General features: G+C 45.1%; 16 protein-coding genes. All 16 read right to left on the bottom strand.

The window, feature by feature from the left end; all coding sequences use genetic code 11:
* Positions 1 to 21: 21 nt before the first annotated feature.
* The 16 genes from ACRRSY_RS08630 to ACRRSY_RS08555 all read right to left on the bottom strand — a co-directional run bounded on the left by ACRRSY_RS08630 (position 22) and on the right by ACRRSY_RS08555 (position 15,695).
* Positions 22 to 747 carry an RNA polymerase sigma factor FliA gene (locus ACRRSY_RS08630; RefSeq protein WP_432453607.1) on the bottom strand — a complete coding sequence of 242 codons (726 nt, stop codon included), beginning with the start codon at positions 745 to 747 and terminating at the stop codon, positions 22 to 24.
* The gene (locus tag ACRRSY_RS08625; RefSeq protein ID WP_432453608.1) at positions 740 to 1,633 is read right to left on the bottom strand and encodes a MinD/ParA family protein; all 894 of its coding nucleotides are present in this window, start codon (positions 1,631 to 1,633) and stop codon (positions 740 to 742) included. Before ACRRSY_RS08625 ends, ACRRSY_RS08630 begins: the two co-directional genes overlap by 8 nt.
* A complete protein-coding gene (gene flhF, locus ACRRSY_RS08620; protein WP_432459121.1) occupies positions 1,623 to 3,038 on the bottom strand; it encodes a flagellar biosynthesis protein FlhF in 1,416 nt (471 codons plus the stop codon). Before flhF ends, ACRRSY_RS08625 begins: the two co-directional genes overlap by 11 nt.
* Positions 3,039 to 3,069: 31 nt before the next feature.
* On the bottom strand, positions 3,070 to 5,181 hold the full coding sequence (gene flhA, locus ACRRSY_RS08615; RefSeq protein WP_432453610.1) for a flagellar biosynthesis protein FlhA: 2,112 nt from the start codon (positions 5,179 to 5,181) through the stop codon (positions 3,070 to 3,072).
* A gap of 97 nt (positions 5,182 to 5,278) precedes the next feature.
* Positions 5,279 to 6,406, bottom strand: coding sequence for a flagellar biosynthesis protein FlhB (gene flhB, locus ACRRSY_RS08610; protein ID WP_432453611.1), 1,128 nt, complete (start codon positions 6,404 to 6,406; stop codon positions 5,279 to 5,281).
* A gap of 19 nt (positions 6,407 to 6,425) precedes the next feature.
* A complete protein-coding gene (gene fliR / locus ACRRSY_RS08605; RefSeq protein WP_432453612.1) occupies positions 6,426 to 7,205 on the bottom strand; it encodes a flagellar biosynthetic protein FliR in 780 nt (259 codons plus the stop codon).
* Entirely contained in the window at positions 7,205 to 7,474 is a 270-nt protein-coding gene (gene fliQ / locus ACRRSY_RS08600; RefSeq protein WP_432453613.1) for a flagellar biosynthesis protein FliQ, read from the bottom strand. Before fliQ ends, fliR begins: the two co-directional genes overlap by 1 nt.
* Positions 7,475 to 7,496: 22 nt before the next feature.
* Entirely contained in the window at positions 7,497 to 8,243 is a 747-nt protein-coding gene (gene fliP, locus ACRRSY_RS08595; RefSeq protein WP_432453614.1) for a flagellar type III secretion system pore protein FliP, read from the bottom strand.
* Entirely contained in the window at positions 8,233 to 8,640 is a 408-nt protein-coding gene (fliO, locus tag ACRRSY_RS08590) for a flagellar biosynthetic protein FliO (protein ID WP_432453615.1), read from the bottom strand. Before fliO ends, fliP begins: the two co-directional genes overlap by 11 nt.
* Entirely contained in the window at positions 8,640 to 9,011 is a 372-nt protein-coding gene (gene fliN, locus ACRRSY_RS08585; RefSeq protein ID WP_432453616.1) for a flagellar motor switch protein FliN, read from the bottom strand. The genes fliO and fliN overlap by 1 nt, the downstream gene beginning before the upstream one ends.
* Positions 9,012 to 9,029: 18 nt before the next feature.
* On the bottom strand, positions 9,030 to 10,058 hold the full coding sequence (gene fliM, locus ACRRSY_RS08580; RefSeq protein WP_432453617.1) for a flagellar motor switch protein FliM: 1,029 nt from the start codon (positions 10,056 to 10,058) through the stop codon (positions 9,030 to 9,032).
* A 9-nt stretch (positions 10,059 to 10,067) separates the two neighbouring features.
* Complete coding sequence (fliL, locus tag ACRRSY_RS08575) at positions 10,068 to 10,577, bottom strand: flagellar basal body-associated protein FliL (RefSeq protein WP_432453618.1); 510 nt, start codon at positions 10,575 to 10,577, stop codon at positions 10,068 to 10,070.
* An 84-nt stretch (positions 10,578 to 10,661) separates the two neighbouring features.
* Positions 10,662 to 12,812, bottom strand: coding sequence for a flagellar hook-length control protein FliK (locus ACRRSY_RS08570; protein WP_432453619.1), 2,151 nt, complete (start codon positions 12,810 to 12,812; stop codon positions 10,662 to 10,664).
* 120 nt (positions 12,813 to 12,932) lie between these two features.
* Positions 12,933 to 13,373 (bottom strand): flagellar export protein FliJ, encoded by a 441-nt coding sequence (gene fliJ, locus ACRRSY_RS08565; RefSeq protein ID WP_432453620.1) that lies wholly within the window; start codon positions 13,371 to 13,373, stop codon positions 12,933 to 12,935.
* A 29-nt stretch (positions 13,374 to 13,402) separates the two neighbouring features.
* Positions 13,403 to 14,752: a flagellar protein export ATPase FliI gene (gene fliI / locus ACRRSY_RS08560; protein WP_432459115.1), complete on the bottom strand. Its 1,350-nt coding sequence runs from the start codon at positions 14,750 to 14,752 to the stop codon at positions 13,403 to 13,405.
* Entirely contained in the window at positions 14,727 to 15,695 is a 969-nt protein-coding gene (locus ACRRSY_RS08555) for a flagellar assembly protein FliH (protein WP_432462946.1), read from the bottom strand. Before ACRRSY_RS08555 ends, fliI begins: the two co-directional genes overlap by 26 nt.
* Between the last annotated feature and the right edge of the window lies 1 nt (position 15,696).

Raw genomic sequence — 15,696 nt, 5'->3', positions numbered from 1 at the left:
GTTTTGTAAGGATGAATTTCTCTATTGTGTCCAATCTCGCATTCGAGTTTTCACTCTGGCAAGCGCTTGACTATGAATTTGACTCACTCTCGACTCACTAACGCTTAATACTTCACCAATTTCTTTAAGATTAAGCTCTTCATCGTAATAAAGCGATAATACTAAGGCTTCTCGTTCAGGTAGCCCTTTGATGCACTCCGCCAAAGATTGTTGAAATCGTTGATTTGCAAAACCTTCGAAAGGACGATTTTGCTCGCGACTTTCTTCGTTAGAAATGACATCCTCGTTTACCCCAAGGTCCTCAATGCCTAAGATTCGCCCGCAATTAACATCCGCTAACATCGTATGGTATTCGCGAAGAGAAACCCCGAGTTTTTCAGCAACTTCAGCGTCTTTAGCATCACCATTTTTTTCTCTTTCAACAGCAGCTATAGCGTCACTAATCGCGCGACTATTTTTATGTACAGAACGCGGAACCCAATCGCCACGGCGTATTTCATCAAGCATCGCGCCGCGAATTCGGATCCCTGCATAGGTTTCAAAGCTAGCACCTTTAGAGCCATCAAAATTACGAGCGGCTTCTATCAGCCCGATCATTCCAGATTGGATTAAATCATCCACAATAACACTAGCCGGTAGCCTAGCCATTAAGTGATGGGCAATCCGTTTAACCAAAATGGCGTGGCGCTCCACTAACGCATTAGTGTCGTTAACGCTGGTATTGGCGTAGGCGGCAACTTTATTCACTAAGCTGCTCTCTATTCTTGCGTTGTCCAAATTCGAGAAGATTCTCGATGAAAAATTCTAAATGTCCTCCCGCTTGCTCAGGTATCGGCCAAGTAGCCGCTTTGCTGGCTAAAGAGCGAAATGCCAAAGACGCTGGTGACTTAGGATAGGCTTCAACCACAACACGTTGTTTGCGAACGGCCAATCGGACATTGTTATCATAGGGAATACAAGACACTAACTCGAGAGTGGCATCTAAAAATCGTTCCGTCACCCGAGTCAGCTTGGTAAATAACTCCTGACCTTCTCTTAAACTACGAACCATATTGGCAACAACTTTAAATTTATACACCCCATGATTATTAGAGAGTAGTTTAATCAGGGCATAAGCATCGGTAATTGATGTTGGTTCGTCACACACGACGACTAAAATATCTTGCGACGCTTTTGCAAAACTCAACACCATATCAGAGATGCCCGCTGCGGTATCAACCAGCAAAACATCTATCGGTGTTTTCATACTACTAAAAGCGCGAATTAAACCTGCATGTTCCGCAGGGCTTAATTCAACCATGGATTGAGTTCCTGAAGTTGCTGGCGCAATCAGAATCCCATTTGGTCCCTCAACTAATACTTCGTCAAGAGTGCACTCTCCCGATAGCACATGCGACAGATTTTTAGTCACGCGCAGCCCAAGTAGCACATCAACATTCGCCAAACCTAAGTCCGCATCAAGGACCATGACTCGCTTGCCTTGACCCGCCATTGCAATTCCCATGTTAAGCGTCACGTTGGTTTTACCAACCCCACCCTTTCCACCAGTCACTGCGATTACTTTCACATTATTTTTTTGTTGCATCATTCGTAAGCCGCTAGCTTGATCAAAATCATTATGTTTAGAATACATCCGAAACCTTCTGTTGTTCGGTTTCACTAAACCAAAAGTGTTGCTGAGAATGCTTATCTATCACCGACAAAGCTTGCTCAACTAATTCGCTAGGCACCGCCACTGCAATATCTTCTGGTACTTGCTGACCATGAGTAACGTAACTGATTGGTATAGCATGACGCAAGGTTACATTTAACACTTCACCTAACGCTAAACTTTCATCTAATTTAGTAAGTATGGTACCAGCCAAAGGAATTCGCTTAAATTGATTTACAGTTTCTTCAATTACCCGTCGCTGAGCATTGGCTGACATCACCAAATAATTACGGATATTAACTTGGCTATTTTTGACTAACTTGTCTAATTGTTCATGTAGACGGATATCTCTTTGGCTCATACCAGCGGTATCGATTAAGACTAACTTTTTATCTTTAAACTGGTATAAAAGCTGGGACAACTCAGCTTCATCATTCGCCACTCGAACTGCACAGCCCATAATTTTACCATAAGTTGCCAGTTGCTCATGAGCACCAATACGATAAGTATCTGTGGTAATCATCGCCACGCTATCAGGACCATGGCGCATAGCAAACTGCGCAGCTAATTTGGCGATAGTGGTTGTTTTACCGACCCCCGTCGGGCCCAATAAGGCAACCGCTCCACCTTTTAACAATATTTCATCTTGGCCGACAGGGAGCTGATTTGCCAGTAATTCCCGTAAATGCTGCCAGCCTTCTTGTACGCCTAGCTCTTCGGGGATATAACCAGCCACCTGATCGGCCATATCCTCATCAAAACCAACCAACTGTAACTGTTTGATTAACATCGCTCGAACAGGCTCTTGCCGCTCAACTTCCTGCCACATTAATCCCGACACTTGATGTTCCAACAACTTTCGCATCGCTGCCATTTCTTTCTTTAATTCACCCACTTCACTGTGATTCGCCTCTGCGCTTGGCGTTGCAATACGGCTTGCCGCAGGTTTGGCTGCTGAACCTTGCTGTATCCACCCTTGCTGCTGAGCCAAGGAGCGAGGAGCCTGAACGGTTCGAGGCCGTTGCGATTTATTTAAGCTGGATTGTTGCAAATTTTCTTGCTGACGCTTTTGATGGCGCTGCATAAAATTAGTCAAATTATCTTTGAGGCTCGCATTTTCGTCAAAATCATGACCAAGCTGTTGGTTTGTTGACGTTTTAGAACTGTGCTTAGGTTTGACGGACGATAAATTGACGCTATCATCGGCTAACTCTCGTGATGAGTTTTCTCCCTTAGCATTAGTCTTGGAAGGCTCCACCGCAGCAACAATCTCTATGCCTCCGGTCACCTTTTTGTTGGACATGATCACGGCATCACTACCAAGAGTCTCTTTCACCTCGGCTAACGCGGTCCGCATGTCTTTTGCAAAAAAGCGTTTCATTTTCACTGGTCACCTTCCTTTTGCTTACCCATTGGACCTATTGCCCAACTGAACTCACAATACGTATTTGTTTATCTTCCGGCACTTCTTGATACGACAGTACACGTAATGCAGGCATTGCTGTTTTAACGAACCTCGACATACTCGAACGCAATATACCGGATGTCAATAATATCGCTGGTTGGCCTGCTAATTCTTGATTTTGGCATGCTTCAGTTAAAGATACTTGCAGTTTTTCGGCCAAACCTGGTTCCATTCCTGCACCATCGTTACCACCTGCCTGCATAGATTGATGCAATATTTGCTCCAAGTCTGGTGACAAAGTAATGACCGGTAACTCTGCTTCACTACCAATTAGCTCTTGAACGATTAAACGTTTTAAAGAAATACGACAAGCTGCGGTCAGAATATCGGCATCCTGGCTCTTCGGTCCGTATTCCACCAAGGTCTGAACGATACTCCGTACATCCCTAATTGGCACCCCTTCACTCAGTAAATTTTGCAGCACTTTAACAACAGTAGATAAGTTCAGGGTATCTGGGATTAAACCTTCAACAAGCTTAGGTAAACTATTTCCTAACATGTCTAACAAATTTTGTACTTCTTCATGTCCCAATAAATTAGCTGCATTATTGGTTAACAATTGACTAAGGTGGGTGGCAACCACTGTCGCCGAATCAACAACCGTATAGCCAAGGGTTTGGGCGTGTTCACGCTGCTCGGTTGCAACCCAAGCCGCCTCTAAACCAAATGCAGGATCGGTGGTTGGCTGGCCTTCAATTTTACCAAATACTTGGCCCGGATTGATCGCCATTTCTCGATCATGGAATACTTCAGATTCACCATAAGTAACCCCCATCAAGGTAATTCGATATTGATTAGGGCCTAAATCCAGATTGTCACGAATATGTACCGCTGGCACCAAAAAACCGAAATCTTGAGATAACTTTTTACGTACACCTTTAATCCGAGCAAGCAATTCTCCGCCTTGAGTCTTATCAACTAGCGGGATTAATCGATAACCAACTTCCAGACCAATCACATCAACTGGTTGTACATCATCCCACCCCAACTCTTTAGGCTCATTACTATTACGAGGATGAGTGCTGGCTGGCTGTAAGGCTGTATCTGCAGCTTTTTTAACATCGGCTTTATGCCGTAACCACGCGGTCACCAAACACACCGCAGCGCAACTTAAGAATGCCAAATGCGGCATTCCCGGAACAATCCCCATCACCAATAAAATAGAACCACAGATAATCATAACCCGTGGATCTTTAAACAGCTGCAAGCTAACTTGCTCGCCCATATCGGCTTCGGTATTTTGACGGGTCACGATCAGAGCAGCAGCGATAGATAGTAGTAACGATGGAATTTGCGCGACTAAACCATCACCGATGGTTAACAGAGTGTAAACTTCTGCCGCTTGCGAAAAACTCAGATCGTGTTGGGCCACACCAATAATGAAACCACCTAAAATATTAATAAAAAGAATCAGGATCCCAGCAATCGCATCGCCCTTTACAAATTTACTCGCGCCATCCATCGATCCATAAAAATCGGCTTCGCCAGTCACTTCACTACGACGAACACGTGCCTGCTCTTGGTCGATAATGCCAGCATTAAGATCCGCATCAATCGCCATTTGCTTACCCGGCATCGCATCCAAAGTAAAACGCGCGCTCACCTCGGCAATCCGACCCGCACCTTTGGTCACCACAACAAAGTTAATGATCATCAAGATAAGAAAGACCACTAAGCCGACAGCATAGTTTCCACCAATCACTACCGAACCAAAGGCTTCAATCACATTACCCGCAGCATTTCCGCCATTGTGTCCTTCCAAAAGGACCACTCGAGTAGATGCAACGTTTAGGGCTAAACGCAATAAAGTGGCAACCAGCAGCACCGTAGGAAATACCGCAAAATCCAAGGGTCGCTTGGTATAGACTGCAACCAAAAGCACCACCAAGGCTAAGGAAATATTAAATGCAAACAAGATATCCAGTAGCCATGCCGCCATTGGCAGAACCACCATGCCAAGGGTAGCCAATACCACCATTGGCGTACCAAAACCTTTGATGAGACTGGCATCTATCTTTTTGAAGTCTTGAAGCTTCAAGCTAGTGAGACGATTAATGATTTCCATAAATGACGAAATACTGACTGTAGAGCAAGAGATAATTTAGAAAAGCAATAACTAAGCCAACAACAAAGGTACACCTAGAGAAATCATAGAATTGAGCTTAGTATCGTAATTCGTCGGGGATAGGTAAATCATCAGCCACAGGTTTAGGTCGTTGTCCTCGACCTTTACGGTACTGCTCCAACTGGAACACAAAGGCTAATACTTGAGCCACTGCGACATATAGCCCATCAGGAATATCCTGACCGAGCTTCGTGGTATGGTACAGAGAACGTGTTAAGGCTGGCGCTTCTAAAATAGGGACTTCGTAATGACGAGCGATCTCTCTGATTTTCATCGCCACCTCATCCACACCCTTAGCCACCACTTTCGGCGCACCACCCGCCTTGCTGTCATACTGAAGCGCCACCGAAAAATGAGTCGGATTGGTGACAACCACATCCGCTTGCGGCACATCTGCCATCATACGACGAGCAGCCATTTCCATTTGCAAACGACGGATCCGCCCCTTAACTTCAGGGCTTCCTTCCATATTTTTGTGCTCGTCTTTCACTTCCTGCTTAGACATTTTGAGCTGGTTATTGTGATTCCATATCTGGTAAGGGACATCAATGATAACAATAATAATTAAACTACAAACCAGCGCTAACAACATCCATTGCAACATATCTAAAGCATTGACAATAGAGCCCGGAATTGACTGTAGGCTTAAAGACAAGATATCGGCAAATTTCCAGCGTAATACAATCCAAACAACACCAGCTATCACTATCACTTTGGCAACACTTTTAACAAACTCTACCAAAGCTTGTACGCCAACCATTCTTTTAAACCCTTGCAAGGGAGATAACTTATTCGCCTTGGGCATCGCAGCTTCCCAGCTAAACGATATACCACCTAATAAGGTATTTCCGAGTAGGGCTGCCAAAGCAATAAACCCCATGATCCACAACATCGGCTTAAACAATAGCCAAGCAATCGAGCCAATATTTTTAAACAATAGGTGAACATCGAATACTTGCTCACGACTCAGAGTAAAAGCAACTTCAAAGACTTTCACCATTGACTCGGCTAGCATGCCACCAAAAGCCATAATTGCGATTGCAGCCGTAATCAAAACTGCCGCAGTACCCAACTCCTTAGAGCGAGCAATTTGCCCCTTGTTACGAGCTTCATCAAGCTTTTTCGCCGTGGGTTCTTCGGTACGTTCTTGATCATCATCAGCCATCGTATCTTAGCCTTATTGGTCAACAACCAATACGAAGCATGGTACATGCCATGCTTCGGCCTACCTCCCACTGTCGTTGAAAATGAGCCAGGAAGCCACCAATGGTTAACCATAAAATAAATAAACCAAATAGCATGCTTACCGCAAAGCCAATACTAAAAATATTCAACTGCGGCGCAGCCCGAGTCATGATGCCAAAAGAGAAGTTGATCAACAACATTGCCACCACTGAAGAAATCGACAAGGCTAAAGCTGCAAGAAATAGTTGCGAATACCAGCCGGCCAGTTGCTGATAATCGATACTACTTAAACCATGCATACCGATCGGCAGCGTTTCGAAACTCATCGCAATTAAGCTAATTAACTGTAAATGACCGTCAATCGCCAAAAACAATAACGTTGCCAGCAATAGATAAAACTGTCCCACTACCGGAGTGCTCTGACCATTATTGGGGTCAACCATAGAAGCAAAACCCAAACTGGTTTGCATCGCAATAATTTGTCCGCCCACGACAAAAGTTTGCATCAGTAATTGAGAAATAAAACCTATCGCGACCCCAATTAATATTTGCTGCAATACCACAATAAAGGATTGTAACGAGAATAACTCTATACCTTGCACATCGGGTAATACCGGAACCAAAGCAAAAGTAATCGCTAAAGCCAACAATATCCGAACTCGAGTTGGAACCGTCTTTCCGCCAAAACTGGCTAGCACCATCAACATCGCCGCAATACGCGTAAAGGCCCATAAATATTGTCCAATCCAAGCCATGATCAACTCGGCAGAAAATTCCATCAGCCAACAACCTGCGGGATCATATCAACCATGGTAAAAAATAATTCCATGAGCTTTTCTGTAAACCAATGACCCGCAAACATCAGCGATGCCAAAGTAACCAGTAAGCGAGGCAGAAAACTTAAGGTTTGTTCATTAATGGAGGTTGCCGCTTGAAAAATAGAGACCACTAAACCAACTAATAAGCTAGGGATAATCGCCGCTGAAACCAAAATAACCACCTGCCCAAGTGCCATCCGGAATACATCAACAAAGACTTCTGGTTGCATTACCTTACTCCTTGCTTATCTATCACACACCAAAGCTATTGGCGAGAGTGCCCATCACTAAGCTCCAACCGTCCACTAATACAAACAACATTAACTTAAAAGGCAAGGATACAATCATCGGCGATAACATCATCATTCCCATCGCCATCAAAATACTAGCGACAACCAAATCAATCACCAAAAAAGGAATAAATAACATAAAGCCAATTTGAAAAGCGGTTTTCAGTTCTGAAGTAATAAAGGCTGGTATAAGCACCGTCATCGGAACTTCTTCAGGAGAGCCGACTTCAATTTTTGAGATCCGGATAAAAGTATCTAAATCAGTCAAACGCGTTTGCGCCAACATAAACTCTTTCAGCGGCTGCTTGGCCTGCTCAAAAGCTTCGGTTGAACTTAGCTGCTCATTGAGATAGGGCTGTACCGCGTTCTCATTCACCTTATCAATCACGGGTGACATAATGAAAAAAGTCAAAAATAGCGCAATGCCAATGATGACTTGGTTCGACGGGCTTTGCTGCAACCCCATGGCTTGACGTAAGATAGACATCACCACGACGATACGGGTGAAAGAGGTCATCATAATCACCAAAGCTGGCAAAAATGACAATGCAGTCATTAAGGCTAAAACTTGTAGTGTGACTGAATACTCTTGCCCGCCATCGGGACTGGTCGTCATAGTAATCGCTGGCAGGATCCCATTCTGGGCGTAACTGGGTAAGCTAAAAACTAAACCAATACCCAAAAGCCATAACAGCCACTTACTTTTCATTTTTAAATAACATTCCTTGCAGCTGTTTTGCGAAGTTTCCGTTGGCAGAATTATTCTTGACCTCTAGAGGTTGTTCTAATTTATCCAACAGGTTAATTGATTGTGCAGTTACCCCTAACAGATATTGTTGCTGGCCAATCTCCACGACCATTACTCGCTCTCGTGTTCCCAGAGCCAAATTTGCGACAACCTTCGCTTGACCGCCAGCAAATTGACTCAAACGGGTTTTCTTTAAAACCCAAGCACAAACAAAAATAGTCACCAAGACCAAAGCAAAAGACATCAGCCAAGAGACCAATTCCACCTGACTGTTAGAGGTACTTGCCGTCGTCTGCTCTGCATATACAGGTAATACCATGCTACAAGCCAATAAATAAGCTAATTTGCGCAATTGCATCACTTGAGCTTTTTAATCCGTTCGGTTTGGCTAATCACATCGGTGAGACGGATACCAAACTTATCATTTACCACCACCACTTCGCCATGTGCGATTAAAGTACCATTCACTAATACATCGAGGGGTTCGCCTGCCACCCTATCCAGCTCAACCACCGAGCCTTGGTTAAGTTGTAACAAATTACGAATACTAATATTACTACGACCAACTTCCATGGAAATCGTGACCGGAATATCCATGATTGAATCGAGTTTACGTTGTTCTTCCTCTGAGATAGGCTTAGATTCATCGACAAACTCTTCTAACGGAGCTGGCTCTGCTTCGGCCATTGCTGCTGCCCACTCATCAGCCATATCATCTTGATCACTCATTGTTTTTCCTCATTTATCTCAATCATCGCTAGTAAGTCGACGGCTGCTACTGACGACCAATTCCAAATCACTCTTCACAGTGTCCGGACGTTTTAATTGAGTTTCAATTTTCAGTGCCATTTTCTCGTTGCTTTGGCCAATTTTGACTCGGTAACTTGGTAAGTCTTCTACAAATAACATTGCGGTTTCGGGCATCACGACCGGAATAACATCCCCCACTTTTAAATGCATCAACTGTCGTAAAGTGACATCGGTCTCTAATAACTTGGTGTGTAAACCAACCGGAACATCCATTATTTCGTCTCTAAGCGCCGAACTCCAGCGTTGGTCGGTATCTTGTTTGTCACTTTGCACACCCGCGTCAAGTAGTTCACGAATCGGTTCCAACATCGAGTATGGCATGGCAATATGAAAATCTCCGCCACCGCCATCTAACTCAATATGAAATGAACTTACAACGATCACTTCGGTAGGGCTAACAATATTGGCCATCGCTGGATTCACTTCAGAATCCAGATAATCAAAGCCCACATCCATAACTGGCGCCCAAGCTTCAACATAATCTTCAAAGATTAACTTCAGCAGCATCTGGATGATGCGGCGCTCGGTGGGTGTAAATTCTCGACCTTCAATTTTGGCATGATAACGGCCATCACCGCCAAAAAAGTTTTCCACTAAAATAAACACCAAGCGAGCTTCCATGGTGATCAAGGCCGTCCCCTTCAATGGACGGAAACGAACCATATTCAAACTCGTAGGAACAAACAAGGTATGAACGTATTCACCAAACTTAATCATTTGTACGCCGTTAATCGACACCTCAGCGGTACGGCGCATCATGTTAAATAAACTAATCCGCATATGTCGAGCAAAGCGTTCATTCACCAACTCAAGCGTTGGCATCCGACCACGCACAATCCTATCTTGGGAAGAGAAGTCAAACTCAACCACACTGCCAGACATTTCTGGCTCAATAATGTCCTCTTCTATGTCATCGACACCATGTAACAGCGCATCAATTTCGTCTTGGCTTAATAAATCGCTCACGGTATTCCTTTATTGCATCACAAAACCGGTGAAGAGAATTTTCTCAACCACTACTTTACCAGTAATTTCTTTTAATGCTTTTTGTGTTTCAACGAGCGAATTCTCTCGCAAAGCATCTTTCCCTTGTTGCGTCGACAAATCGTCAACCGACGCGGAACTAAAAACATTCAACAAGGTGCCTTCAATCAATGGGATATGTAGCTTCGCTAACTCTTCGTTGACCGTGCCTCTCACTAATAACTGCACCTTGATCTGTACCAAACGGTCCCGACTATCGCCGACAATATTAAATACAAATGGCCGAGGCATACCAACATATAAGGCACTATGGGTAACGCTCGACGTGGCTTCTTCTGAAGGCGTGGCTGCAGCTGGTGCTTCATCCCCACCGCCGCTCATTAACAGAAAGCCAACCACACCTCCGATCACCAATACGGCAACAATGGCAACAATGATGATTAGCTTCTTCTTACTCCCTGAGCCCTCTTCCTCTACTTTTAGTTCTGTTTCTTCAGCCATTTATGCTTCCATGAATTAATAACTAAAACTGATTTGATTATTACATAGTTAGGATGGACGACAACAGCCTTAGCAGCAAATAAACTATGCGTAGAAGTCGATTCCGTCACGACTTGATTGATTTATCTGCGAACTGTCTAGCTCTTGTTCAACACCGCCCTCAATACCGCGACGCAGACTCTCTGTCCCACCACCCGCTAAAGATTGACCTTGGCCTTGATTAGAAGAACTCCCTTGATGCTGCTGATTGACCGAACTTTGACCAAGCTCTATGCCTTGTTGTTGAAGCATTTCACGCAACCGAGGCATGGTTTGCTCTAAGGCTTCTCGTGCTTGCGGGTTTTGCACCTGAATATGTACCGATACTTGTTGCTCATGATTCATTTGCAAGCGCACATGCATACTACCCAGCTCAGCAGGATCTAAACGGATTTCAGCTTTATGCATGCCTTGGCTTAGCATATATTGCACGCGTTGATTTAATTCTGCAGGCGCTTGATATTGACTCGGATTTAAACGTTGATTCATCAGCCCATTTTTGTCATTGAGTTGATTCGCTTGTTGAGCTTGCTTCAGGCTTATCTCGCCATTTTGCTCAGTTCGATTAATGGACTCTGCTCCAGAGACACCATTAAAGTGATGATTCGTCTGCTGTGCTCTAGCCGATTCAGTTAAGCCAACTTGAGCTGCCGTATGCTGTTGAGCCTGCCCTTGTTGTTGATGATCATCACTATGCTTACCTTCGCTCGTGGCACGCCCATCTGCAAACGCTGAACTTGCGAACTTATCAGCTTGGGCACCTGATTCAGCAGTCCCACTTTGAGTTTTATTCGCTGATTCTGCAACTTGACTAAAGCTCTGAACTTTTGCATCGACAACCCGATGTGGTGTTGGCTGCTGTTGCTCAGGCGTGATTTCTTTCGCTTGGCTAAGATTGGCGTTTAATTTAGTGTCGTTAGTCGTCCCACTCTGCTGCGCCGCAACCACTGTATCACCGCTAGACGTTGAGGTTTGATTCACAGAGCGGCGTTCGCCGCTTGTTGCGACAGCATTCAAATTCGACTCGACTTTTGAAGTCACAGTCGCAGCTTGCTGACCAGGATCGGCTTTCACCGTATCCGAACCTGCCGACTTATCAGCAATGCTGTTGGCTTGGGCAGATTGAGCTGATTGAGACTTGGCTAACTCGGCTTGTTCAAGCTTACTATTCTGCGCCTTAGTTATATCGGTTTGTTCAAGCCTACCAGTCGCATGAGTTGACTGATTTTTTGCTAACTCAACTTGCTCGAGCTTACCATGCCCACTGAGTGGCGTTGATTGGGCATTAACTGATTGTTTATCATCAGTTTTGTTCTCTGGCGGTGTGCCACCGCTTGATGCTTCAGCCTTACTCAAATCACTCGCTACTTTTTGCTGAGGACGATCGCTGGCCTGAGTAGTTACATCCTTAGCCGCAGCATCATCAACGACCGTGCTGACGGCTTGTTTGGGAACACTAGAGCCCTCAGTGACATTTTGTTTTTCCAGCTGAGTTGGAGTTCCATTACTGAGTTTCGTGTTTGCAGTTTCAACACTTTCACTGTCAGCTTGATCCGATGATTGCGACTTGCTCGAAGCAGTCACTTCTGCCAACGAGCTATCCTTAGTTAGCATCGCGATGAGATCGCTGTCGGGATCGGTCTCATCAGAGTCCGCTGCTGTTTTATCCTCAGTTACTTTTTCGTCGAGGTTCAACAATTCTTCACTGTCAAAGCCAGCCTTTGCATGAGCTTCAGCGGCGCTGTTCGAATCTTCAAGAGAAAGGTCTACGTCATCAGTTTCGATATCGAGCGGCAGATCCCTGCCGCTTGCCTTCACATCGGTATCCTCTTTCTCAGATAAAGTGGTTAAATCCGTAAGTTTAGCTGTCGACTGCGGCTCTTCAGATTCAGCCTCTCCTTCCACAGCACCAGTCTGATTTAAATCAACTACAACTTGTTTTGCGTCAGTCAACTGTTTCAGTAAATCTGAAGGGCTTTGCGACTCAAGCGATGACTGAGAGGCATTCTGCTCGGTTTGCGGTTTAACAAACTGCTCTTTAACTAAAGAACCAAGGGCATTTTCAGCCTTAGGTAAGTTATCCAACTCACTAACCATTTTTGCAAAATCGCCAGCTCCAGCAGAAGGGCTTAGCGAAGCGCTGCTTAAGGCCGAGAATTGATTAGCCCCGGCGGTATCTGTTAACAATAATTCCATATTGTTGCTTACCCTTAAAAATTATCTTTATTTACCATGCGAGCAAAGAAACACAGAGTCTCCATCGAGCAAAGCGGCAAAGCGATAGCACATATAAGTATTAGGCAAAAAATACGCCAATTATGCTTGACCACGTAAATGGGCATATAAAGCATATTCATCAAGCAACTTTTGCTCTTCGCGCATTTGCTGCTGTTGTTTCAATTTCAGCTGTTTATCAATCAGCAACTCCATCGCCTTTCTTTTAGCCTGCAGATCCAACCATTGCTTGCGTTTCAACATCACATTTTTTTTAATTTGTTCAATGCTCTTACCTTGTTGAACACTCGCCTGTTCCAACTTTTGAATAAACAATTGATATTGATGGAAACTATCGGCGTGCAAACCATCAACTCCCTTCGCTAAAGCTTGCTCAAGATAAGAACGACGGTATTGCTGTAAGTGCGCCAGTTGAGTCTCAAATTCATTGAGTTGTTGTTGAGCTTGAGCCATTTCAGTCGCCGCATCTTGCTCTTGTTCCTGCAAACGCTCAACCATTAAATATAACGCTCGCCTCGCCATGGTACTCTCCTAGTCGGTTCTATTGGTAGCTAGTTGAGCGGACCTTGGGCGTTGATGTTAGCCATTTGCATGGTACGCTGCATCCGCGTCAGACTTTCGTCATAAGCTACAACTTCTTTCATTTCTTGTTGCAAGAACTGGTCCAAATGAGGCTTCATGGCAATGGCTAAATCAATTCGTTTATCGGCGCCTCGCTGATAGGCACCAATTGCGATAAGATCTTGATTTTGTTGGTAAGAAGAATTTAAGGATTTCAATTGGCGGGCCAATAATTGATGGTTATCACTAGTCACGGCTGGCATAACGCGACTAATCGATTTTTCTATATCGACCGCAGGATAGTGGCCAGCATCGGCGAGTTCACGCGACAAAACGATATGGCCATCTAAAATAGCACGGGCGGCATCAGCAATAGGATCTTGTAAGTCGTCCCCTTCGGTGAGTACCGTGAAAAATGCAGTAATCGACCCTTGGCCTTCCCCGCCATTACCTGCCCGCTCCACCAAACGTGGCAACTTGGCAAATACCGAAGGCGGATAGCCCTTGGTCGCTGGCGGCTCGCCAATGGCCAAAGCAATTTCGCGCTGCGCTTGAGCATAACGAGTCAATGAATCCATTAACAGTAAAACATTCAAACCCTGATCTCGAAAATACTCAGCAATAGTTAAGGTTGTATCACAGCCCTTCAATCGCATTAACGGCGAAGCATCGGCAGGGGCGGCGATGACAACCGCGCGTTGACGCCCTTCCTCTCCCAAGATTTCATCGATAAACTCTTTCACTTCTCGACCACGTTCACCAATCAAACCCACCACGACAACATCGGCCGTGGTGCCTCGAGTCATCATGCCCATCAAGACACTTTTACCGACCCCCGATCCGGCAAACAATCCCATTCGTTGACCCTGCCCCACGGTAAGCACCGCGTTTATTGAACGCACACCGACATCAAGTGGTTGCTTAATTGGCTTTCGTGCCATGGGATTTAAACGGACTGAACTTAAATTATCCACTTGCTTGCAATGAATTTCGCCTAAACCGTCGAGGGGTTTACCTACCCCGTCGATCACCCGACCTAATAGCTCCATACCAACCGGAATACCATGGTGTTCATGTAAAGGGATCACCCGAGCCCCTGGTAATACACCGGTTAACTGCTCACTAGGCATAAGAAATAGTTTATCGCCAGAAAAACCAACCACCTCGGCTTCTAAAAATCCATCTAAGGTCTCGACTGCACATAAAGATCCGAGCGGAGCACGGCAGCCAATGGCTTCAAGAGTCAGCCCCACCACACGAGTTAACTTACCCGCCACTGTTGGGTTATTGCGCACGTGGCTTGTTTGATAACGTTTAAGCCGTTGGATCAGAGTCATCATCTTGACCATTTTGACGAATAAATGAGCGTAAGCTCTGCTGAATCACTTCACTCATCTCTACAGTCACCGAAGATAAGTCATTTTCAATCAGGCAATCACCTTGAGTAAGGCTACCATCAGTCAATAGCTGCCAACCTTTCTTCTGTTGGGTTTCGGGAGGAAAGACCTGCTCAACAATAGCTAAATCTAGAGGGTGAAGGTGGATTTGAATACTCTGCTGTTGTAACGGTAAAGCGGCCACTGCTTGTTTCACTGTTTTAACAATAATCTCAGGGTTTGTCTGCAATTCCACTTGAACGATTTCTGCCGCTAACTTCATCGCAAGATCAACTATTTGTTGCTCAACCTCCGCATCTATTTGCGCCTTTGGCTGATGTAACTGCCCCACCAAACCAGCCCAATGGGCACTTAATTCATCGATCTGTTGTTGGCCTTCAGTTAAGCCTTGGCTTAAACCTTGTTGTTGTCCGGCCTCAAGCCCCTTTGCAAGCCCTTCTTCATGGCCACTAAGTAAACCGGCCTCATGGCCCGCCAATTTGCCTTCAGCAAAACCTTCATCGTAAGCCGATTGGCGAAGCGCTTCTAACTCTTCGATGGTCATCGGCTCGAACTGAATTTCAGGCTCTACTTCTGGTTCTGGCTGATCAACCCAAGACGGCTTAACACCATATGCGTTACTCGATAGCCCATGCTGGCGGTGCTCTGCGTCTGAAAAATTGGGCAAAGGCCAGACGATATCGTCAGGCTCAGGGCCGACGGAAGTATCTGCCAGAACATCATCAATCATCGCCTGTGATTCTTGGTCGGCAACTTCAACTGGTGAACCTTGAGTCTCAGCCAATAAAGCCGCAATCTCGTCATCATCCATAGATGATTGGCTGGCGTCTTGTTTTACTTCAGAGTCATGCTCGTCTGTTGATTCACTTTTATCTTGTTCTGTCATC

Source organism: Agarivorans sp. QJM3NY_33, assembly GCF_050870865.2.
In the GTDB taxonomy this organism is placed as follows: Bacteria; Pseudomonadota; Gammaproteobacteria; order Enterobacterales; family Celerinatantimonadaceae; genus Agarivorans.
The sequence above is the reverse complement of the archived record's forward strand: the minus strand, read 5'-3'. Positions and strand labels throughout refer to the sequence as shown.

What these genes read in the sequence shown, in the direction of transcription:
- ACRRSY_RS08625 (WP_432453608.1), bottom strand. Translation starts at nt 1,633, where the DNA reads ATGTATTCTAAACATAATGATTTTGATCAAGCTAGCGGCTTACGAATG.
- flhA (WP_432453610.1), bottom strand. Translation starts at nt 5,181, where the DNA reads ATGGAAATCATTAATCGTCTCACTAGCTTGAAGCTTCAAGACTTCAAA.
- flhB (WP_432453611.1), bottom strand. Translation starts at nt 6,406, where the DNA reads ATGGCTGATGATGATCAAGAACGTACCGAAGAACCCACGGCGAAAAAG.
- fliR (WP_432453612.1), bottom strand. Translation starts at nt 7,205, where the DNA reads ATGGAATTTTCTGCCGAGTTGATCATGGCTTGGATTGGACAATATTTA.
- fliQ (WP_432453613.1), bottom strand. Translation starts at nt 7,474, where the DNA reads ATGCAACCAGAAGTCTTTGTTGATGTATTCCGGATGGCACTTGGGCAG.
- fliP (WP_432453614.1), bottom strand. Translation starts at nt 8,243, where the DNA reads ATGAAAAGTAAGTGGCTGTTATGGCTTTTGGGTATTGGTTTAGTTTTT.
- fliO (WP_432453615.1), bottom strand. Translation starts at nt 8,640, where the DNA reads ATGCAATTGCGCAAATTAGCTTATTTATTGGCTTGTAGCATGGTATTA.
- fliN (WP_432453616.1), bottom strand. Translation starts at nt 9,011, where the DNA reads ATGAGTGATCAAGATGATATGGCTGATGAGTGGGCAGCAGCAATGGCC.
- fliL (WP_432453618.1), bottom strand. Translation starts at nt 10,577, where the DNA reads ATGGCTGAAGAAACAGAACTAAAAGTAGAGGAAGAGGGCTCAGGGAGT.
- ACRRSY_RS08570 (WP_432453619.1), bottom strand. Translation starts at nt 12,812, where the DNA reads ATGGAATTATTGTTAACAGATACCGCCGGGGCTAATCAATTCTCGGCC.
- fliJ (WP_432453620.1), bottom strand. Translation starts at nt 13,373, where the DNA reads ATGGCGAGGCGAGCGTTATATTTAATGGTTGAGCGTTTGCAGGAACAA.
- fliI (WP_432459115.1), bottom strand. Translation starts at nt 14,752, where the DNA reads ATGATGACTCTGATCCAACGGCTTAAACGTTATCAAACAAGCCACGTG.
- ACRRSY_RS08555 (WP_432462946.1), bottom strand. Translation starts at nt 15,695, where the DNA reads ATGACAGAACAAGATAAAAGTGAATCAACAGACGAGCATGACTCTGAA.